Origin of the sequence: Methanoculleus sp. (assembly GCF_035363275.1) — an archaeon.
Lineage (GTDB): Archaea > Halobacteriota > Methanomicrobia > Methanomicrobiales > Methanoculleaceae > Methanoculleus.
The window spans coordinates 57,151-77,186 of sequence record NZ_DAOSET010000004.1; the positions used below are offsets into that span (position 1 = coordinate 57,151).

The 20,036-nt window shown below is 59.8% G+C and carries 21 protein-coding genes and 2 tRNA genes; 4 read left to right on the forward strand and 19 right to left on the reverse strand.

Annotation, left to right across the window (positions count from 1 at the left end):
- Window positions 1–23: 23 nt before the first annotated feature.
- Window positions 24–275: a DUF504 domain-containing protein gene (locus PLN84_RS01505; RefSeq protein WP_292384642.1), complete on the reverse strand. Its 252-nt coding sequence runs from the start codon at window positions 273–275 to the stop codon at window positions 24–26.
- Between the two features lie 189 nt (window positions 276–464).
- On the opposite strand from PLN84_RS01505, the gene mmp10 reads away from it, so the two are divergent.
- On the forward strand, window positions 465–1,691 hold the full coding sequence (gene mmp10 / locus PLN84_RS01510) for a methyl coenzyme M reductase-arginine methyltransferase Mmp10 (protein WP_292385238.1): 1,227 nt from the start codon (window positions 465–467) through the stop codon (window positions 1,689–1,691).
- On the opposite strand, the gene PLN84_RS01515 is transcribed toward mmp10, so the two are convergent.
- Both PLN84_RS01515 and PLN84_RS01520 read right to left on the reverse strand, forming a co-directional pair.
- Window positions 1,672–1,824: a hypothetical protein gene (locus tag PLN84_RS01515; protein ID WP_292384643.1), complete on the reverse strand. Its 153-nt coding sequence runs from the start codon at window positions 1,822–1,824 to the stop codon at window positions 1,672–1,674. The genes mmp10 and PLN84_RS01515 overlap by 20 nt on opposite strands.
- A 55-nt stretch (window positions 1,825–1,879) precedes the next feature.
- A tRNA-Leu gene (locus tag PLN84_RS01520) sits at window positions 1,880–1,964 on the reverse strand.
- Window positions 1,965–2,556: 592 nt separating this feature from the next.
- On the opposite strand from PLN84_RS01520, the gene PLN84_RS01525 reads away from it, so the two are divergent.
- Complete coding sequence (locus PLN84_RS01525) at window positions 2,557–3,729, forward strand: PAS domain-containing sensor histidine kinase (protein ID WP_292384645.1); 1,173 nt, start codon at window positions 2,557–2,559, stop codon at window positions 3,727–3,729.
- Window positions 3,730–3,810: 81 nt separating this feature from the next.
- Here the strand turns inward: PLN84_RS01525 and PLN84_RS01530 are convergent, their stop codons facing one another.
- The gene (locus tag PLN84_RS01530; protein WP_300020195.1) at window positions 3,811–6,753 is read right to left on the reverse strand and encodes a HEAT repeat domain-containing protein; all 2,943 of its coding nucleotides are present in this window, start codon (window positions 6,751–6,753) and stop codon (window positions 3,811–3,813) included.
- A gap of 67 nt (window positions 6,754–6,820) precedes the next feature.
- Complete coding sequence (locus PLN84_RS01535) at window positions 6,821–7,186, reverse strand: response regulator (protein ID WP_299952622.1); 366 nt, start codon at window positions 7,184–7,186, stop codon at window positions 6,821–6,823.
- Between the two features lie 409 nt (window positions 7,187–7,595).
- Here PLN84_RS01535 and PLN84_RS01540 point away from each other — a divergent pair, with 409 nt between their 5' ends.
- Window positions 7,596–7,832 carry a hypothetical protein gene (locus PLN84_RS01540; protein WP_292384650.1) on the forward strand — a complete coding sequence of 79 codons (237 nt, stop codon included), beginning with the start codon at window positions 7,596–7,598 and terminating at the stop codon, window positions 7,830–7,832.
- 588 nt (window positions 7,833–8,420) lie between these two features.
- On the opposite strand, the gene PLN84_RS01545 is transcribed toward PLN84_RS01540, so the two are convergent.
- The 14 genes from PLN84_RS01545 to PLN84_RS01610 all read right to left on the reverse strand — a co-directional run bounded on the left by PLN84_RS01545 (window position 8,421) and on the right by PLN84_RS01610 (window position 18,989).
- Window positions 8,421–8,530, reverse strand: a tRNA-Met gene (locus PLN84_RS01545).
- A 73-nt stretch (window positions 8,531–8,603) separates the two neighbouring features.
- Window positions 8,604–10,079: an acetyl-CoA carboxylase biotin carboxylase subunit gene (locus tag PLN84_RS01550; RefSeq protein WP_348531866.1), complete on the reverse strand. Its 1,476-nt coding sequence runs from the start codon at window positions 10,077–10,079 to the stop codon at window positions 8,604–8,606.
- A gap of 21 nt (window positions 10,080–10,100) precedes the next feature.
- Window positions 10,101–11,855: a pyruvate/oxaloacetate carboxyltransferase gene (locus PLN84_RS01555; RefSeq protein ID WP_292384654.1), complete on the reverse strand. Its 1,755-nt coding sequence runs from the start codon at window positions 11,853–11,855 to the stop codon at window positions 10,101–10,103.
- 44 nt (window positions 11,856–11,899) lie between these two features.
- Complete coding sequence (locus tag PLN84_RS01560) at window positions 11,900–12,562, reverse strand: energy-coupling factor transporter transmembrane component T (RefSeq protein WP_292384655.1); 663 nt, start codon at window positions 12,560–12,562, stop codon at window positions 11,900–11,902.
- Window positions 12,544–13,242, reverse strand: a complete 699-nt coding sequence (locus tag PLN84_RS01565) for an ATP-binding cassette domain-containing protein (RefSeq protein WP_292384657.1) — start codon at window positions 13,240–13,242, stop codon at window positions 12,544–12,546. The genes PLN84_RS01560 and PLN84_RS01565 overlap by 19 nt, the downstream gene beginning before the upstream one ends.
- A complete protein-coding gene (locus PLN84_RS01570) occupies window positions 13,239–13,910 on the reverse strand; it encodes an energy-coupling factor ABC transporter ATP-binding protein (RefSeq protein ID WP_292558954.1) in 672 nt (223 codons plus the stop codon). Before PLN84_RS01570 ends, PLN84_RS01565 begins: the two co-directional genes overlap by 4 nt.
- On the reverse strand, window positions 13,907–14,407 hold the full coding sequence (locus PLN84_RS01575) for a biotin transporter BioY (RefSeq protein ID WP_292384661.1): 501 nt from the start codon (window positions 14,405–14,407) through the stop codon (window positions 13,907–13,909). The genes PLN84_RS01570 and PLN84_RS01575 overlap by 4 nt, the downstream gene beginning before the upstream one ends.
- Window positions 14,408–14,477: 70 nt before the next feature.
- Window positions 14,478–15,458 (reverse strand): biotin--[acetyl-CoA-carboxylase] ligase, encoded by a 981-nt coding sequence (locus PLN84_RS01580; RefSeq protein ID WP_292384663.1) that lies wholly within the window; start codon window positions 15,456–15,458, stop codon window positions 14,478–14,480.
- 5 nt (window positions 15,459–15,463) lie between these two features.
- Window positions 15,464–15,886: a DUF2111 domain-containing protein gene (locus PLN84_RS01585; protein ID WP_292384665.1), complete on the reverse strand. Its 423-nt coding sequence runs from the start codon at window positions 15,884–15,886 to the stop codon at window positions 15,464–15,466.
- A 31-nt stretch (window positions 15,887–15,917) separates the two neighbouring features.
- Window positions 15,918–16,496: a hypothetical protein gene (locus tag PLN84_RS01590; protein WP_292384666.1), complete on the reverse strand. Its 579-nt coding sequence runs from the start codon at window positions 16,494–16,496 to the stop codon at window positions 15,918–15,920.
- Window positions 16,493–17,929, reverse strand: a complete 1,437-nt coding sequence (locus tag PLN84_RS01595; RefSeq protein WP_292384668.1) for an RtcB family protein — start codon at window positions 17,927–17,929, stop codon at window positions 16,493–16,495. The genes PLN84_RS01590 and PLN84_RS01595 overlap by 4 nt, the downstream gene beginning before the upstream one ends.
- 9 nt (window positions 17,930–17,938) lie before the next feature.
- The gene (locus PLN84_RS01600) at window positions 17,939–18,346 is read right to left on the reverse strand and encodes an archease (RefSeq protein WP_292384670.1); all 408 of its coding nucleotides are present in this window, start codon (window positions 18,344–18,346) and stop codon (window positions 17,939–17,941) included.
- Window positions 18,336–18,524: a hypothetical protein gene (locus tag PLN84_RS01605; RefSeq protein ID WP_292384672.1), complete on the reverse strand. Its 189-nt coding sequence runs from the start codon at window positions 18,522–18,524 to the stop codon at window positions 18,336–18,338. Before PLN84_RS01605 ends, PLN84_RS01600 begins: the two co-directional genes overlap by 11 nt.
- A gap of 150 nt (window positions 18,525–18,674) precedes the next feature.
- Window positions 18,675–18,989, reverse strand: coding sequence for a DUF2551 domain-containing protein (locus PLN84_RS01610; protein WP_292384675.1), 315 nt, complete (start codon window positions 18,987–18,989; stop codon window positions 18,675–18,677).
- 365 nt (window positions 18,990–19,354) lie between these two features.
- Between PLN84_RS01610 and PLN84_RS01615 the strand changes: the two genes are divergently transcribed.
- On the forward strand, window positions 19,355–20,036 hold a 682-nt coding region (locus PLN84_RS01615), incomplete at its 3' end, for a protein translocase subunit SecF (RefSeq protein WP_348531867.1).

Sequence of the window (20,036 nt, forward strand, 5' to 3'; positions counted from 1 at the left end):
CTGACGGTGCTCAGGCTCCTGCCCTACGGCCAGTCGCGCTCCCAAACAACCTCCCCGTCATACAGAACCCGCCTGACCCTATGATACGGAATACAGGCCACATGCGTCCCGGCGTCCACCTCCAGGTACTGCGCATCGAGCGCGAGGACCCGGTCGCCCTGCACCCTCGATCGGTCGCCGGGCGCCCCGCGGTCGACGTACTCGACCTCGATCCGGGAGAAGTCGTAGCCGGGGTCGTGATAGAACCGGAGCAGCAGCCGGTAGCTCGTCCGCATACCCTCTCCTCCACGGCACTCTCACCCTGCCGGACGATAATGGTGCCGCCGCCGGTTCGCCGGCAGCTCTCCCTCGCCGGAACAGCCACAACGGCGACGTCCGAGCGGCTGGCGAACCGGCACCGCGAGGTGGAGCCGGGGGGCGAGTCTGCAACGTTCATAACAAAGGAGCACAGAAGTATCATCAGGATGTCGCATCTCACCGTCGATCTCGGGGGCCGGCCCGGCCTCGACTGCCGGGGATTCTGTTCGTACTGCTACTTCAAACACGTCAAGGGGACGACGTCGTTCGGCTGCAGATACTGCCTGCCCTTCCAGAAGGGCTGTGACTACTGCACCCGGGGCGTGCGGGAGGGGTACGAAGGATTCAAGAGCCTCCGGACCGTCGCCGACGAGACGCTGGCAAACCTCCAGGTGATGAGCGACGATATCGACCGGATCACCATCAGCGGCGGCGGAGACCCGAGTTGCTACCCCGAGTTCCGCGACCTCGTCGAGCTGCTCGGCAGCATGGAGGCGCCGCTCCATATCGGCTATACCAGCGGGAAGGGGTTCGACGACCCGGATATAGCCGATTTCCTCATCGATAACGGTCTTTCCGAGGTATCCTACACCGTCTTCGCCGCCGACCCGGACCTCCGGCGGCAGTGGATGCACGACCCGACGCCGGAGGCCTCCCTTGCGATCCTCGACCGGCTCTGCGGCGCGATCGACGTCTACGCTGCAGCAGTTGTCATTCCCGGCGTCAACGACGGCGAGGCCCTCGAAGAGACCTGCGCGTGGCTGGAGGAGCGGGGCGCAAAAGGGCTGATCCTGATGCGGTTTGCAAACCGGACCGACCAGGGGCTCATCCTGGAGAACGCGCCGCTCATCGAGGGGCAGCAGGTCCATACCGTCGACGAGTTCCACGACATCGTCACCGACTTAAACGAGAAGTTTTCGATGAAGATCAGCGGAACCCCGCTCGGCGACCCCTCGATCGGGTCGCCGTTTGCGATCCTCCACGAGCCCGATCTCTTGAAGAAACTCCCCCGGGTCCAGAAGCGCGCGACCGTGATCACCGGGAGTATCGCGGCCCCCTTCATCCAGCGTATCCTCTCAATCCGCGGTTCGACTTCGCGGGTCGTCAGGGTCAGAAAAGAGATCGCCGACCTCATCACCGCCGACGACCTCGCCGAAGTAAACCTCAAGAGACTTGAGGATGTCGTGCTCATCCCCGGCCGGGCGTTCGTCCACGATGCCGAAGCCCGGACGATCCTCTCCGCCGACGGCGTCGACCGCGAGGTGGTGCGCGGCCCCGATATGCTGACGGCCGATGCGGAGATGAGCATGGGCATGACCCGGACGGAAGTGCTCGATAAGGAGATCGAAGGGTTCTCTGCCCTGATCAACACGATCAACCGATACGGCCGGTGACGGCCTCTCCCCCGGCGCAGACGCACCGGGAGCGCCTCTCCACCGTGCCGGCTCTAACCGCGAACCCCAGAACCAGCACCTGGAGCGTCTCAATGCCCCCGCGATCGGTCGTGGGTTCCCCCCGTCGTTGCATTGAGTTCCCCTGCCGGGGAGATGCCATCGGCTCTTCAACGAATTTGTAAAACGAATGCGAGGGGAGCGATTCGAACGCTCGAACTCCTACGAGACCAGGCCCTCAACCTGGCGCCTTTGACCTGGCTTGGCAACCCTCGCCCGGATACGGGAAGAACATACTCTGTGCGTGAACAGAGATGGAACGTGCATCGGTTGCGCTTTCGCGCACCGTTTACCTTATTTAATCTGTCGTCATACCTGAAATACCTTTGCGTGAGGCTACGATGAGGGAGGGGGCGGGTTCCTCCGACCAGGAGACAGCAAAGAGAGTATGCCGGAGGCTGCCGGGGTGTGCGTGCCCCAAACCCCCGGTGCGAGATGATGCCCGGTTCAACGTTCGTCATACGATACGGTCAATCAGCGGATCAAACTGCCTCAGGCGCAGAAGAGGGAACATAATTTTCCCCTAATCAGGGGGTATAATCGCAAATACTCATAAATGGCCGCTTTTGAGCATGCTGTTATATATCAGGAAACGAATGGATCTATTTAATATATTCCCTCACTCACTTCATTCTATAGAACCTCCTCCGTAACATACACCGCATCGACTCGATCTCCGAACATAAAGCGCTATCGCCCCGGTAGAAGTTGAATTGGAATCATCCATGTTCAGGCGCGTTCCAGGAGTATGCTACCACCTCAAAGGAACTGAGGCCGAAAGGAAGTCTCGCAGACACTCCCGGGATGCATGATGTACAACGATCCAAAAATGAGACCCAACGCTACAGGTACCCTGGATCTCACCACCGACCAAGATCAATTGAGTGATCCTTCAGGAAACGATGACGGGGGAGCCTGCTGTCCGGCCGAAACCCATAGCAAGATCATCTGGGTGAGGGACCCGGGGGGCGGAACCTGGGTTTATGTCGATCCCGCAGTCGGGAACGCCCTGGGTGTCGATGCGCAGGCGCTTCTTGCAGATCCGCAAGCGCTTATCCAGTCCGTCCACCCCGATGAAAGGGAGTCTTTTAAATTACTGTTTGACGGTTGTCCTGCCGGCGAGTATGATTCGCTGGAATACAGAATCGTCCTTCCGGACACCACGATCAGGTGGATGCAGGCACGTGCTTTTTCCGTCAGAGATGCAGACGACCGGGTTTTGCACGTGCTCGGTGCAACAGCCGATATGACCGAGCAGAAATCGGCTGTAGTAGCCCGGGAGAACGAGGACGAGCAACGAACAAATTTTTTCTCTATCGCATCGCATGAACTGCGAACGCCCCTGCAACCTATTCTGGGATACCTTTACCTTATGCTCGACAATCCCCGCCATTTCGGGCTCACCGAGGAGGCCATACAGTATTTAGATGTCATGCAAGACTGCGCAAACAGGATGAGCGGCATCATAAACAGGATCCTCGTCGTGAGCCTCGCCGATGCAGAACGGGGTATTATCCAGCCGAAATGGGAGACTATATCGCTTGAACAACTTGTTGCCGACACCATCGAGGTGTGCAATACCGAAGATTGGGTGACGTGTACTGTTGATATCCCCCCCGGCCAGACGATCGAGACGGACAGAATCTATCTCTATGAAGCATTGTGTGAGATCTACAGCAATGCCGTGAAGCATTCGAGCCCTCCCTGTCACGTCGTCTTCGAGTACAGCGAAGAGCCCGAAGCCCATCTCGTATCCATATCCGATAACGGTCCCGGTATAGACGAGACAACCCGGTGCCGCATATTCCAGCCGTTCTATATCGGTGACAGAGACAACCTCTCCAGGGCGTACGGACGCCTCGGACTCGGGCTTGCCATAGCAAAGAAGGATATTGAGAAGCTGGGAGGGACTATCTCAGTCGACAGTACCCTGCACCAGGGGAGTACGTTCACCATCCGGCTCCCCAAACAGCACCTGTGAACCCGGAGAAGATACGCCGCAACAGGTGGCGCAACCTCTCATTCCGAATAACCGGGGATGCTCTTATTCACCGACGGGATGCTACATTGTGGTGGAGCAAGGTGAATCGTCTTCCCTTCCCTCTGTCTCAGCGGCTCTCCGCTCCTTCTCACTGATAAGGCTGATGACCTTCATCGCAGCGTAGACGCCTTTGACAGGAAGATCACTCCTTTTTCTGAGCACCGCTTTGATCGATTGGACCGTCTCGCCATCTCCCATATCTTCGAGGGCTGCAACCGCCCCACTCTTGACCTCTCCGTCCGTATCGAAGAGTGCATCGATAAGCGGTCCTATAGCCTGCTTTCCAAGCGCGGCGACTTCATCCCATCTCCTCTCCGCTATCAGGACCGTTACACGTTCTTCGGGGAGAGCCGGCTGCCACCCACTCATTTCAAGTGCCGAGAGCACTTCCCGGCGGCTGGAAAAACTGCCGGAACGAAGGAGAGGGACCAGATGCGACACGACCTCTTCCTCCCCAAGAAGGGTCTTTAAGGTGCTGACAACATTGCGTCGAATGGCCGGATCCTCATCTTTCAGGAAAACAGTCACCCGTGAGGTCCAGTAATCGGCTAACTTCAGTAACGATGAGAGTGCAGCCGATTTGACATCCGTGTGCATATCTTCCAGTGCAACAAACAGCGTGCGAACCGCTTCATCGTCCTGGTATTCACCGAGGGTCTCGATAGCAAGAGAACGGGTTGCGGGGTCCGGACTCTTCATCAGCTCACAAAGCGGGCGGACCGCACCACTCGATCTCAAAACCGCAATCGATTCGGCAGCGCGCCGTTTCACCTCAAAGACGGGATCGTCGAGCGCAACGACCAGAGCGCTGAATGCGCGTTGATCGCCCAGCATGCCGAGAGACAGCGCTGCACGCCACCGGAGCTCCGCGTCGGGATCGGTCAATGCACTCATCAGAGGCTGAACTCCCCTGAGATCTCCGAATTTGCCCAATGCTTCGGCAGCCCTGAGCCGTACCGCGGGATCGCCGTGAGGATCGGCCAGCGCCTTGATGAAGAAATGCAGTTCCGGTATGCTGTCGTCTGTGGTCTGAGAACCCTTCCTGGCTTCGGATTCGGTTTCTTCTGCGTTTACATCAGAGGCAGCTGCGTTCACATCGGAAGCAGTTTTTTCCGGCCCGGCGATGTCCGGTGTCCTGCCGGGCATATCCTCCGGTACCAGCAACGGTTTCACGATCTTTGGGTTTGAGAACGGAGATTTGATAAGACCAAGACGCCGTATCTCCTTCCAATCCTCTTTTGCGACAAGGTATCCCAGTTGCTCTCTGGCATTCGCAGGTTTCCAGCCGATTGCATTGAGTGCTCGTACCGTCGACTGCCGCACTTCCGCATCCGAATCCTCAAGCAGCGCAGTAAGCGGTTGAATTGCTGCAGCGACTTTGCGCTTGCCAAGCACATCACAAGCCTCTCTGCGTATTCCGGCGTCCGGATCGCCCAGTGCCTGGATAAAGAGATCCGTCGTCTCCCTTCGGGGGTATGAACTGAGCGCCCGTATCGCCTCTATCCGGATGGTAGGGTCGGGCTCCAGGCAGAACGAGAGCAGCGCAGGAAGTAGCCGGGCGTCCCCGATACTGCCCATAGCCTGTATCGCACTGATGCGAACCCCGGAATTCTCATCACCCGATGCGGCGATGATGATTGCAAAGGAACGCCCGGATCGAATTTTCCCCAGGGCAACTATCGAGCACTTGCGAAGGTCGGCGTCTCCGGTCTTGAATGCCTGGATAAGGGGATCTACAGCAATCTGGTCCCCGATCTCTCCGAGGGCAATTGCAGCGGAGTTTGAGATGCGTCCGTCCAGATCCTCGAGCGCCGCGATGAGCGGCTCGACTGCCCGCCTGTCGTGGCCATCGCCGAGTAACGAAGCTGCCCTCCACCTGATATCCGGATCCGGGCTTTCCAGTAACCGGATGAGAGGTTCGGTCGCAAGGTTACCGACAATTTTGAGGGCTTTTGTTATATTTTCCCTCTCGACAACCTGTCGTTCCTGCAGTTCTCGGGTGAGGGGGACTATCCCATATTGTCTGAGTTTTATAAGGCCGATCCAATCGTCTTTTGCGCTCAGGAACAGGATTCGATGGTACAGAGTCTTCGGCTTCCAGTTTAAACGGTCGAGTGCCCCTGCAGCGAGTTTACGGGTACTCAGAAAATTGCTTTCGAGCCCGTGAACAAGAGCCTGTATCGATCGGGGGTCTGCTATCTCAGCCAGAGCGGCAACAGCCTCGTAGCTGACGGCTTCTACCGGATCGTCAATGGCCCGGTGGAGATACTGAACTGCATACCGGCTTCTGGCGTTGCCAAGGATTTGCGCGGCATGCATCCTGACATCAAAATACTCGTCGTTCAACGCCCAGATCAGGACATCGATCACCGGTCTGCTATGCCGTGAGAGTTCTTTCCAGTCCCGTCGGGCAAACGCTAAAATTCCTTTCTCCCTTCTATCATACGGTCTCCACCCGCATGCTTCCAGGGATTCGGCTGCCTGGGCTCTGATGCCCGAGTGCCGGTCAAGCAACTTCTCCCGCAACGCTACATCTGCACGCTGATCCCTGATCTTTCCCAGCGCCCAGATCGCCGCGACCTTAATGTCGTGGTCGGCATCCGACATACAATGGACTACATCTGTCGTCGCACGCGGATCGCAGATCTTCCCCAGTGCCCAGATCGCCTGAAGCCGCGTTGTCTCGTCGGGGTCTTTAAGGAGGGGGATGAGAGCTTCCGTTGCACGAGAATCCCCAATTGAGCCCAGTGCCTCCGCAACCTTCCACCTGACATCCGAATCGGGATCGGACAACGCACAGATGAGGGGATCGACTGCCGCGACATCACGCAGTTCTCCAAGGCCCCCCACCGCCATCCACCGAAGATCTTTTTCATCGCTCCTGAGAGCACTAATGAGGCCTCTGACATCTCCCTTCGAGATGAGACGACTGATATCGGCGATATCCAACCGAAGCGGTTTCATGATGCATCTCCCGGGAGAGACTACTATTCATCTATCGCTGTGACGTTATCCCGACAATACGGTTCCCTCATCCGGTGTGCCGGGCGATGACCTCTTTTAACCGTGCCGGCTCGACAGGTTTGACCACGACCTCGGCGATGCTGTCCGCGTAGGGAGCAAGTTCTTCATCGTTCAACCTCCACGCCGAGAGGATCACGACCGGAACCTTTAACGCACCGGGAATTTTTCTCCGTTCGTCCAGAAACTGCAACCCATTCATCGGGGACATCATGAGGTCGAGGAGGATCAGTGATGGAGGATTCTCCCGCAACATTTCAAGGCCTTTCACGGGATCGTTCACTAAAACAGGGGAGTAGCCAAACGACTTTATCAGCAAATTGAAGATCCGAAGGATTTTTTCGTCGTCATCGATGACCAGTATCTGTCCAGTCATATCAGTGTCCTCTGATACGTTCCCGAGTGCCTGCAATCCTGGAAGAGAATCAAATTTCGGCATTAATTTATCTTGAAGAGAAATATTTATATGTTTCTTATTGACTCAAAAACGAGTTTATTATTTCAAGGCGCAAGATGCTTCCTTTCCACGATATAGCAATCACGACATACTGGAACAGAGCGCCCGGGGTTCAGAGATCGGGTGTACGCTCCACAGAGCCATGACAGGGCCGTCCCGACAAAAATTCCGGAACTGTCTCTGTGCCCGCAAACGGGGTGCGGCGAGCTGTTCTCAACAACGATCCAGAACACGATCCGGAAGAACCAAGGTATGTACACGAGCTTGTGCCGTGCATCACTCCGATGGTGATAGACTCTCCTCCGCAGATCGGTATGAGCCTTCCCCGATGAGGATCTCAAAGCGGGCGCCTTTTTCCCGGAATGCCTATCTCCCGGAGGGAAAGATTGCTGATGGAGAGAAATACGATTATCCGGCTGTCCAGATTCCTTACAAACGTTGCATCCGGGAGAAAGTTGATGATGTTGTTCAGGTTTCGTTCGGATGCGGCAAGTGCCTCTTTTATGCGCTCCTGGTCGGCCGAGAGAGTGGAGATGACGGCTGCTACAAATATGAAGAAAATTAACCCGAGTTGAGCGAGTAAAGGCTGATAGCAACGGCAATGGAGCTACTCCCCAGGACCAGAATACCCGGAACTAAGCTGGAGTCGTTCGGGTGGATGTATCGATGTTCATTCATGGGGCCTGATTTTTACGCTGCTGAAAACTACCTGTGGTGCGTCATTCTATTGCCTCGCTTTGCAAAGGCTGTTATACGGCCATCAAGCAGGATCATGCCTCGCAGAATGAGGTGATTTCGCCCGCTTCGTCACCCTCTCGTTACTCATTTGTCGCGATAGAGGGATAACGAGGAGAGGGACGGGCAATAACATTATTAAACTTTATTTTTCATAGTCTCTCATGGATTGCCAGATAATAGATTCTGCTGCTTGTTATGCAGGACAGAGGCCATTCCCGAATTCGTCTGGACAAAAACCGTTATCGGGATCTGTTCGCCTCCCGATCGTACCTGATGGTGGGGAGATGATGAAGATTGCCCCTCATCAGGCAGGGGATGAGCATCAGAGTTCACCCTTCCGCTTCATCTCCATGCAAGGGAGGTCGGAATGGAGGTATAAAAGCGTTTGCTGACAGATCTGAACCTGAATAACAGATGCTGCGGGTGGGATCCGAACCCACGATTTCCAGATGTCCCAGGCTTGGACGCACCGTTCTCTTGAAAACCCTATGAGTCTGGCGCCCTAACCGACTAGGCCACCGCAGCACACAAAGTGCAGTATAACAATGGTGTATTGACAAATAAACCTTATGCCTCACCGCAAAAATGAGACGGAGGGTTACTTCATGTTTTTGCGCAGGTACACTTCGACCGCTGCAGTTATCGCCGCCACTTCCTTCCCCTGCCGGAGCGAGGCGGCCAGCGTCTGCATACGCGCCTCCTCCTCGCGGAGGTAGCGGCGCAGGTCCTTTATGATATGCTCCTCCTGCAGGAAGTGCGTATGCGTATCGCCGGCGATGAAGTGGGCGTCATGCATGATCGCGTAGTGGAGCGGGAGCGTCGTCTTCACGCCCAGGACCACGTACTCGGAGATGGCCCGGCGCATCCGCTGGATCGCTTCCTCGCGGTTGCCTCCCCAGGCGCAGAGTTTGGCGATCATCGAGTCGTAGTGCGGAGGGATCGTGTAGCCCATGTGGATGCCGGAGTCGAGCCGTATTCCCGGTCCTCCCGGGGAGCGGTAGCGGACGATCTTGCCCGGATCGGCGGCGAAATCGTTCAACGGGTCCTCCGCGTTGATCCGGCACTCGATCGCGTGCCCCCGGATGCTGATATCCTCCTGGCCCATCGCGAGGTCCTCGCCGGCGGCGACGGCGATCTGCTGCTTCACGATGTCGATACCGGTGATGAACTCCGTGATGGTGTGCTCCACCTGCAGCCGGGTGTTCACCTCCATGAAGTAGTAGTTGCCGTTCGCGTAGAGGAACTCCACCGTGCCGGTGTTTTTATAGTTCGCCGCTTTTGCGGCGGTGATGGCCGACGCCGTCATCCGCTCCCGGAGATCGGGCGTCATGATCGGGCAGGGGGCCTCCTCGAGCAACTTCTGGTGCCGGCGCTGGATGGAGCATTCCCGGTCGTAGAGGTGAACCGTGTGCCCCTTCGCATCGGCAAGGACCTGGATCTCGATATGACGCGGCTTCGTGAGGTATTTCTCGACGAAGATCGTCGGGTCCCCGAACGCAGACCCTGCAATCCGTCTTCCTTTCTCGAGCGCCTCCTCGAGTTCTTGCTCGTTCCAGGCGATGTGCATCCCGATACCGCCACCACCGGCGCTCGCCTTCACGATCACCGGGTAGCCGATCTCGGCGGCGACTTCCTTGGCCGCATCGACGCTCGTGACGCCTTCCGGCGTGCCGGGGAGGACCGGAACCCCGGCCTCACGCATCATCCTCTTTGCCCCGATCTTCGAGCCCAGCACCTCGATCGTCTTCCACGACGGCCCGATGAACGTCAGCCCTTCATCCTCAACCAGTTTTGCAAACCCGGCGTTCTCCGCGAGGAACCCGTACCCCGGATGGATCGCCTCGGCCCCGGTCTTCTTTGCCACATCGCAGATCCGCTCCTTGTTGAGGTAACTCTTGGACGGGTGCGCTTCGCCCACGTTGAACGCCTCGTCGGCGTACTTGACGTGAAGCGCATTCTTATCGGGATCGGAGTAGATTGCGACCGTGTCGATACCCAGCTCCCGGCAGGCACGCATAACCCGGATGGCGATCTCGCCGCGGTTAGCGATCAGGATCTTGTCAAAGTACTTCATCGCGCTTCCCATATGCGGCTCTCAATCGATGACCATCAACACGTCGCCGTTCTGCACGACATCTCCGGCGTCCACGAAGATCTCCCCCACCGTGCCGTCGCGCGGACTCCGGATGGGGTTCTCCATCTTCATCGCCTCAAGGACAATCAGCGTATCCCCCTTCTGGACGGTGCTCCCGCGTTCGGTCATCACCTTCAGGACCATGCCCTGCATGTTGCTCTTGACACCGCCGGCGACCTCTCCGCGGGGGATTCTTTCTTTTGCCGACGGAGCGGGGACCGGGCCCGCGACCGAGCCCCCATCCACAGTGACGATCCGGACCGAGAAGATCTCGCCGTCCACCTCCACCTCCATGGAGCGGGGGATCTCCGCAACCCCCACCGATCCGGCTGCCGTCGCCTTCTCGGGGATCACCTCAGCCTGGCGTTCGCCCCGGAGGAACGACGGCGCGATGCTCGGGTAGAGGATGTAGGTGAGAACGTCCTCCTCGCGGGTGACGAGACCCAGCTCCACCGCCTGCTGACGCATCTCATCGTAGATGGGCGAGAGAAGGTCAGCCGGGCGACCCGTTACCGGCTCCTCATCGCCGATGATCAACTTCCGGATCTCGGGACCGATCGGGGCCGGAGAGCGGCCGTACAGGCCGCGGACGTAGTCTTTGACCTCCGTCGTCACGTTCCGGTAGCGTTCCCCGCCCATCAGGACGTTGAAGACCGCCTGAGTGCCCACGATCTGGCTCGTCGGGGTCACGAGCGGCGGGTAGCCGAGGTCCTTCCTCACCCGGGGAACCTCATGGAAGACCTCATCCAGGCGGTCGAGGGCATCCTGCTCCTTCAACTGCGAGACGAGGTTTGTGATCATACCCCCCGGGAGCTGGTAGATCAGCACGTCCGAGTCGACCCGGTCCGCGATGGCGGAGAAGAGCGGCTCGTACTTCTCCCGCATCTCCCGACAGATGTTTCGCACGTTCCGGAGCGGGAGCAGGTCGATGCCGGTGTCGCGCGGCGTCCCGGCAACGCTTGCAACAATGCTCTCCGTCGGAGGCTGGGAGGTGCCGAGGGCGAACGGCGACATCGCCGTGTCGAGAATATCCACACCCGCGTCGATCGCCGCCTGGTAACTCAGGGGCGCGACGCCGCTCGTGCAGTGGGAATGGAGACAGACCTTAACGTCCGCCACCTTCTTGATCCCGGTGATCAGGTCGCGGGCATCATGGGGCATGATCAGGCCGGCCATGTCCTTGATGCAGATCGAGTCGCACCCGAGCGCGTAGAGTTCCTGCGCCATATCGATGAACGTCGCGACGGAGTGGACCGGGCTCGTCGTGTAGGATATCGCGCCCTGCAGGTGCGCCCCGACGTTCTTGACCTCCTTCATCGCCTTCGACATGTTCCGGATATCGTTCAAGGCGTCAAAGACCCGGAAGATACCGACCCCGTTTTGTGCGGAGGCCGCGACGAACTTCTCTACAACGTCATCGGGGTAGTGCCGGTAACCGACGAGGTTCTGGCCCCGCAGGAGCATCTGGATGGGGGTGCGCTTGAGCTCGGCCTTCAGTTCCCGGAGACGGTCCCAGGGATCGTCGTTGAGAAACCTGATGCAGCTGTCAAAGGTTGCCCCGCCCCAGGCTTCGACCGAAAAGAACCCCACTTTGTCGATGGCACGGGCAAGAGGGAGCATGTCTTCAGTCCTGAGCCGTGTGGCGATGAGCGACTGATGCGCGTCCCTAAGCGTGGTATCGGTGATATTGAGTGTATCAAATTTGGCAGCACACATCGAATTTTGCACCTCGAAGGGCTGAGAAAGTATCAATAAAGCCTCTAAAAAATTCGCCCTAATAATATAAAAACGTCACGAAGGGCCAGGCTCGAAAAAATACTGAATGTTACGGCCGAAAATGCCGCGACGACGTCTCGCCAGCCCGTTCTGAACCGGGGGCATACCCGCCCTCCGAGTGTGTATCCCCGTACCACGAGCAGCCTGGCGACATCGTCGGATCTCTGGATCTGGGTGACGACGAGCGTGACGGCGAGCGGCACGATCGAGCGGACACCGGGCCGAATACCCTTCAACGCCATCGCAATCCGCATCTGGTCGATCTCCTCCCCGATCACCGCGAGGCCCGAGAGCCCCATCTCGGCAATCAGCCCGATCTCGAACCCGATCCGGTCCCCGAGCGCCCAGACGGCCACGGCAAGCGCCTCCCCTTCCTCTGTCTCGGCATACGCCCACGCAGCAAGGAGGAGGACTGCGGTCATCCGGACCAGGTAGGAGAGCCCGGGACCGCCGCCCCACGCAGAGACAAGTGCGGTTGCGGCGATCATCACGAAAAGGGAGAGGAGAACCCCCGGCCGCGGGAGGGCCTTCGTGCGCGGGGTGAAGATCAGCCACCAGGCGAGAGCAGCGACGGCTCCTGTCGTGCTTGCAAACGCGGCGAGCGAGAGGACCGCAACAGAGAGCAGCCTCAGCCGCGGGTCCTGCATAGCGCCTCCCGGGCATCGGTCAGTCGTATATTCTCGGGACGGGCACCCCGGTCCAGGGCGTACCGGAGGTAGGGCGGGGCGTGCCGCCAGCGAGGGATCGCATCGGGGACGTGGCCGAGGGGGGTCAGGGTCCCGGCCTCAATCTCCCAGAGGGCATCCACCCGGGGGAGGACCGCGCGCTCGTGCGAGAAGATGATGGTGATACCCGCATCGCGCTCCTCGATCATCCGGCAGACCTTCCGTTTCGCGGTGCAGTCCAGGGAACTGAACGGTTCGTCGAGCATCAGCAGGTCGGGGTTCCGCATGAACGTGCAGGCCAGGGTCAGCCGTTTGAGTTCGCCGCGGGAGAGGTGGAACGGATCGTCGTTTGCACGCGCCGAGAGGTTCGCCCGGGCGAGGACGTCGTCCGGGGCAAGCCCCCACGACCGGACCTCTTCGGCAACGGTCGGGCTCGTGACGTGGTGTTCGGGGAACTGCAACAGGAGCAGGGCCGAGGAGACGCCGTCCCGCCGGATGGCGCCGCCCCCGGGACGGAGCAGCCCGGCAAGCAGGAGGGCGAGCGTCGACTTCCCGCTCCCCACCGGCCCGCTGACCAGATGCACCCCCGCGTTAAAGGTGCCGCTGCCCCGGAGGGTGAACGGACCCCGGGAGAAGCGAAGGTCCTCTACCTCCACCCTCACTGACGGACCCTCCAGAGTGTCGGGTAAAAGCACGTCTCCTCAAGGCGGGCAAAGACCTCCTCGGGCGTGCCGTGGTGCCGGACCGCACCGCCCTCCATGAAGAGGAGATAGTCCGCCCCGGCTGCGGTATCCATCGACTGCGTGCACCAGAGCACGTGGGCCGCCGTGCTTGCCTCCACGACCGCGCGGAGACGCTCTGCCGTCCCGGCGTCCAGGTGCGAATCTGCCTCGTCCAGGACGAGGACATCGGGGTCGTCGACACAGGCGGCTGCCAGCGCGACCAGGGCCTTCTCACCACCGGAGAGCGCCGTGACCGTCCTCTCGAGGAGGTGCGGGATCCCGACCCTTTCGGCGGCCGCCCGAACACGCTCATCGGTCTCCCGGCAGGGACGGTGGCGGAACCGGGGGGTCGACGCGATCTCGTCGTAGACCCGGGAGAAGAGGAGCGTCCGGTCGGGGAACTCCCCCACCCACCCGACCTTCACGGCCGACGGCGGCCTCCCGAGGAGCCGGACCGTCCCTTCGTCGGGCTCCTCGATACCGGAGCAGACCGAGAGGAGTGTCGTCTTGCCGCTCCCGTTTGGTCCGATCACGGCGATATGCCGGGCATCCAGCGCAAGATCGGGGATGTCGAGGATCCGGTGCGAAAGACCGGTGATCCGGATCACGCCACCCGCTTCCCGATGGTGTATGCCGCTACGCCCTTCACGACGTCGCCGACGATGAACGGGACGACCCCGAGCAGGACCGCCTGAAGAAGCGAGAGCGAGGCCGAGTATGAGAGCCATACGGCACCGGCTAAGAGGTAGATTGCGCAGGCCGCGATAAGACCCCCTATACGCCATTTCGGCGATTCATGCTCGTAGGCAAGCCCGACGATGAGAGCAGCGGGGATAAAGCCGACCAGGAACCCTCCCGTGGGGCCGAGAAGGACCCCGAGGCCCGCCGTGCCGTTATGAAAGACCGGGAGGTTCACCGCCCCGAGGAGGACGTAGAGCCCGACGGGGATCACCGCGTAGCGCTTCATGACAATCCCGGAGAGAAGGACGAAGAGCGTCTGGAGCGTGAGCGGGACCGGGGGCAGCGGGATGGAGATCCAGCTCCCGGCGGCGATCAGCGTGATGAACGTGGCGCTGAAGGCGAGGATCCGGGCGCGGTGCATCATGTACAATAAGGTTCGCGAGATGGCGATAAAAAACTTGTCAACCTAAAAAAAGTGAGTGGTTGACATAACCTTAGAGCTGGAAGCAGTCGCCGGCGATGACCCGCTCCACCTTCCCGTTGTCCTTCCGGATGATCAGGGCGCCGTGCTCGTCGATATCGATGGCCTCTCCCACAAAGGTCTTATTGATGGTCTTGATGGCCACCCGGCGGTCGAGCGTCAGGGAGAGGCTCTTCCACTCGCGGATGATGGAATCATACTCCCCCTCCTCCAGCTGCTGGTAGCGCAGTTCGAACTCCCACAGGACCCGGGCGAGGAGCGCCACACGGTCGACCGGGTGGCCGACCTCCGCCTGGAGCGAGGTCAGGATATCCTTCAGGGGAGGCGAGAGATCGGTGAGCGATATGTTCGCGTCGATCCCGATTCCGAGGAGGGCGTAGTGCACGGTATCAGCCTCGGCGGTGAGCTCCAGGAGCAGACCGGCGATCTTCTTGTCCCCGATGAAGATGTCGTTGGGCCACTTGATCAGCGCACTGATGCCGTACTCCTTGCGGATGGCACGGGCAATCGCGACCGACCCGGCCATGGTGATCATGAAGAGGTGGTCGAGCGGGATCTTCGGTTTCAGAAGAATGGTAATCCAGATGCCGCCGGCAGGCGAGACCCAGGCGCGCCCGAGCCGTCCGACCCCTCCGGTCTGCTCTTCGGCGATGATCACCAGGCCGTGGAGGCGTTCGGGGTCGGTCTCATCGGCAAGTTTCTTCCCGATCCAGCTCGTGGAAGCGGTGCTATCGAAGTGGCGGATCTGCCTCCCGATGACCCGGGTGCGGAGATGTTTCTGGATCTCGTAGGGGAGGAGCCGGTCGGCCTTCGTCTCGAGGCGGTAGCCCTCGGTCCGCGACGAGGATATACCGTATCCTAACCTCCGGAGTTCACGTACCTGTTTCCAGACAGCCGATCGAGTGATGCCCAGTTGCTCTGCGATCCGCTCGCCCGATACCGGGCGAGGCGACTCTTCGAGAATCTTCAAGACGTTGATTGCCGTATCCTTCATGTCCATTACCTTTTCGCTGCAGGCGACTCGGTCGGGAGCGGACACGGATCCTCGCCGCAGACCTGCCGCCGGATCTCCGTGTTCTGCTCCATGAAACCCGCCAGATCAAAGATACCGGTCACATCGACGATGCCGATTGCGCCGATGGCCCGGCCCTCGCTGTCACGCACCGGCGCCACCGCGACCGGGATGCCTTTGTACGGCCCTCCCGGGGGTCTGACCTTTTTCATGACATTCTCCGCCAGGACCTCCTCGAGGACGGGGCCCGTATAGGCCTCATCGATAACCTGTCCGTCCTCGATTCTGACCCCGGGATGGTCCCGGGACCGCGCCGTGACGGGCAGACGGCCGATCAGATCATGGACCGCGATCATTATGGGAGTGAGGTCGCGGGATCGCGAAGATGCAGAGATAATATAGTGCTCCATGGTCGTACCCCTACTTTTCATCATGGTTTATCTAGAATAAGGTTTCCCTCTCGCCGCACGCGAACGCCTTCAGGAATTCGCGCGATGGATACTCATGGATGCTGGAGAGAAGGACGACACCGTCGCCGATCGTCTTCCCGACCAGGAGCGCCTCGCCGGTAGCCGAGACGGCAAGCGTCTCGCCGCCGTGGGCCGAAAACGAGCCGTCGCACTCGACGGCGGCAAGGTCGTACCCGGAAAAGAGGGAGGTATAGTCACTCTCGGTGGTGAACCGGACGGCACGCGGCCCGTACGAGAACGTGTAGGTTGCCGGGAACGGGAGCCAGTCGTAGGCGTCCTCCCGCGGCCCTCCCGCACCGAAGACCAGCAACCGCCCGCCGTTCTCGACGAAACGCCGGATGCGGGATTCTGCGGCCCGGAGAGCCGGGAGGAGGTTTGAGTAATCCGGGTTTCCAAACCCCGTTGGGACGATGAGCGAGACGAACCGCCCACGCCAGAAGGGGGAGGCAAGCATATGGGGATTGACCGCCTCGCAGCAGGCGCCGCAGTCCTCGATGAGCCGCGCGAACATGAGCGGCCGGTCCCAGAGCAGCCCGGTCCTGCAGGTCACCCCTTGATCACCCCGAGCGGCTCCAGCCGGGCGACGATCCCCGAGAGACCGGCTTCATGCACGACCCGGACCACTTCCCGGCTTGGTTTATAGACCTCGGGCGCCTCCTCCGCGAGGGCCAGATCGCTGTGAGCACGTACCACGATGCCCTCTTCAGCGAGGTGTTCCCGGAGTTCCCTTCCTCGAAACTCTTTCTTTGCCTTCGACCGGCTGAGCACTCTCCCCGCGCCGTGGCAGGTGCTCCCCCAGGTCTTCTGCATCGCCGTCGCCGTGCCGTGGAGGAGGAAGGAGGACGTCCCCATGCTCCCGGGGATGATCACCGGCTGCCCGATCGCGGCGTACTCGCGGGGGATGCCCGGGCTCCCGGGACCGAAAGCCCGTGTCGCGCCTTTGCGGTGGACACAGACCTCCGTCGAGACACCGTTGACGTCGTGGTGCTCGAACTTGGCGACGTTGTGCGCGACATCGTAGACAAGCCGCATCTCGTCGTAGTCGATCTCAAAGAACCCGGAAAAGACCTTCCGGGCCTCGTGCATAATGACCTGCCGGTTCGCCCAGGCGTAGTTTGCAGCGCAGACCATACCGCCGTAGTAGGCACGGCCTTCCGCGGAGTCCAGCGGAGCGCAGGCAAGTTGCCGGTCGGGAACCTCGATCCGGTACTTCCCGAGCGCACCCTCGAGCACCCGTATATGGTCAGTGGCGACCTGATGGCCGAGACCCCGCGAGCCGCAGTGGACCATGAAACAGACCTGTCCCTCGGTGATTCCGAAGACCTTTGCCGCCTCCGGGTCGACGATCTCCTTCGCCACCTGGACCTCCAGGAAGTGGTTTCCCGCGCCGAGCGTCCCGACCTGCGGCCCGCCCCGCTGCCGCGCTTTGGCGCTGACGGCTTCGGGGTCCGCACCCGGCATCGCACCCTCTTCCTCGCACCGGACGAGGTCGGCGGCGGTGCCGAGCCCGCGCTCAACCGCCCACCGTGCGCCGTCGACCATGACCGCGGCGAGTTCCTTGTTCGAGACCCGCATAGCACTCTTTCCGCCCACACCGGTCGGCACGGCACTAAAGAGCCTCTCGATCAGTTCCCGTTTCTTGCCGGCGAGATCCGCTTCCTTCAGGGGCGTCGTGATCAGCCGGACGCCGCAGTTGATGTCGAACCCGACCCCGCCGGGGGATACGACCCCATCGGTCATATCGAACGCGGCAACGCCGCCGATGGGAAACCCGTAGCCCCAATGGATATCGGGCATGGCAAGCGAGTATTTCACGATCCCCGGCAGGGTGGCGACGTTTGCGAGCTGGCGGACCGCCCCTTCCTCGAGCGTCTCCGCCAGTGCCCGGGAGAGGAAGAAACGTCCCGGTACCCGCATATTGGGGACATATCCAACAGGAACCTCCCATTCGAAGTCTCCGACCATATTAATTCCTTGTAGCATAGGGACCCCTCAGATATCGAAGATGATATCTACCACATAAGACTCTTCGTCTTTAACGATTTCGAGCCCGAAGTAGGATACTCCCTTGATGAGCGACCCCGCGGAGTGCCGCACGGGGTCGAAAGGCTCGCCCTTGAGGGCGGCGGAGAGCCGGGTGCCCTGGATATCGACGTCGAAGGTGCAGAAAACGATGTTCTCGACGTCGGTGACGAAGAGCAGTTCCGAGAGGAGATCGATAAGGAGGGTTTCGGGGTTCTCCGCCTCAAGAGTGACCTGCCGTTCGATGCCGCGGTCCTCACAGGGGCCGTACATCACGTGGAACATGGCCCGGCCTGCTTCGGCAAAGAGTTCGGCGATCGTCGCGCCCCGCACCCGCACGAGGACGTCGGCGGTATGGTCCAGTTCCTCAAAACTCATAGTCAGGAAGATCCTCGTAGAAGATAGGAATCATCCCCCGGTGAATGCTGCTGATGTGACGGGCCTGGTACTTCGAGATGTAGATGGTATAGTCGCCGACCGGGACCTGCAGGTCGGTCGACTTCGGCGGTTTCACCGATGTCGGCAGGAGGATCGCGCCGCTGCAGGAAGTGCTCACCCTAAAGTCACGTTTCCTCCGGAGAACGTACGTTCGGACGTCTTCTGTGACGGATATGCTTCGTGATGGCCCTGACTCCCCAATGTCGCTCTGCATGGTAGTCATTCATGTTTGTTCTGAGTGTAAAAAAAGAGGTATGGTGTCCGGGTGCTAGGTGGCCACGAGGATACTCGTTACTACGTCCACGTACTGCTCTTTCAACTCGTAGATGGTGTTCGTTCCCTCTGCGTTCCGCCTCACGCGCAGGATGCCTATCCGGGATGCGATCGTGCCCACCATGGATGCGACGGAGTGGTAACTGATGGAAAACTGCTCCTGCAGCTTCCCGTAGATCTGAGGTATCGTGAGAGATTTGACCTTGACGAAGAGGTTGAGGAGCTCATGCCGGATTCCGTCCCGGTCTCGTGAGAGATAACCTTTGAGTCGCGTCTCTATCTCTTTTTTGAGCTCATAGGGCGATCTCATATGTGCTTGTGATTCGGTATTTTATATATATCTTTTCTTTTCCATCATTAAATCGGAGATTCTGCCAGGAGGACGACAATTGTCTGACGAAACCGGAGCAGAGAGTGTATAAACGAATGTATTCGAAAAATCCGGTCACAGGATTTCGTTCTTCTTTTCCCCCGGGATCGTCCTGAGATCTCTCGCGTCCGGAGGGCGTCCCTGTGGGCCCCGTTCCGGCAGATGCATCGGGGCGGCACTCAAAGGCACTCTCCCCGGGGGGACAGCCCTCGCCGGGAGTGCCGACATTATCCGGGCAGATCCTGATTCCATCCGTATATCCATGAGCAACCCTTTAACCTTTCACAATCGTACACTGATACAGCATGGAATTTGCCAGATATGATATCAACAAATTCTCTCCGCGGCAGATGATAGCGCTGCCTCTCGTTCTTCTCTTCCTTGCCGTGGTCGTGCTTGGCTTCACCACGCTCACCACCGGCATGCCCTTAACACCGGGCATCGACTTTGCGGGAGGAACGGCGGTCACGATATTTACCTCTGACAGCAGAGAGACGATAGAGGCCACCTTCGCCGAATATCCACTCTTATCAGTGGGCGAGGGGATCGGCGACGGGAAATACATCCAGTTCGGCCCCATGGACGACGACCAGTACCGGAACTTCGTCGCGCTCGTCAACGAGAACTACCCCGATGCAAAGGTGGACCAGATCGGTGAAACGTTCGGAAAGACCCTCCAGGGTCAGGCCTTTCTCGCCCTGATATTCTCGTTCATCGGGGTGGCCCTCGTGATCTTCCTCGCGTACAGGAACCCGGTCTCGTCGGGTGCGGTCGTCCTTGCGGCCATCTCGGACATCGCCATCACCGCCGCAGCGATGCAGGTCCTCGGCATCCCGCTCTCCCTCGGGACGACGGCAGCCCTGCTGATGCTGATCGGCTACTCTGCGGACAGCAACGTCCTCCTGACCACGCGCCTCTTGAAGCGCAAGGGCAAACTCGACGAGAAACTCTCCGGGGCCTTCAGGACCGGGATCATCATGACGACCA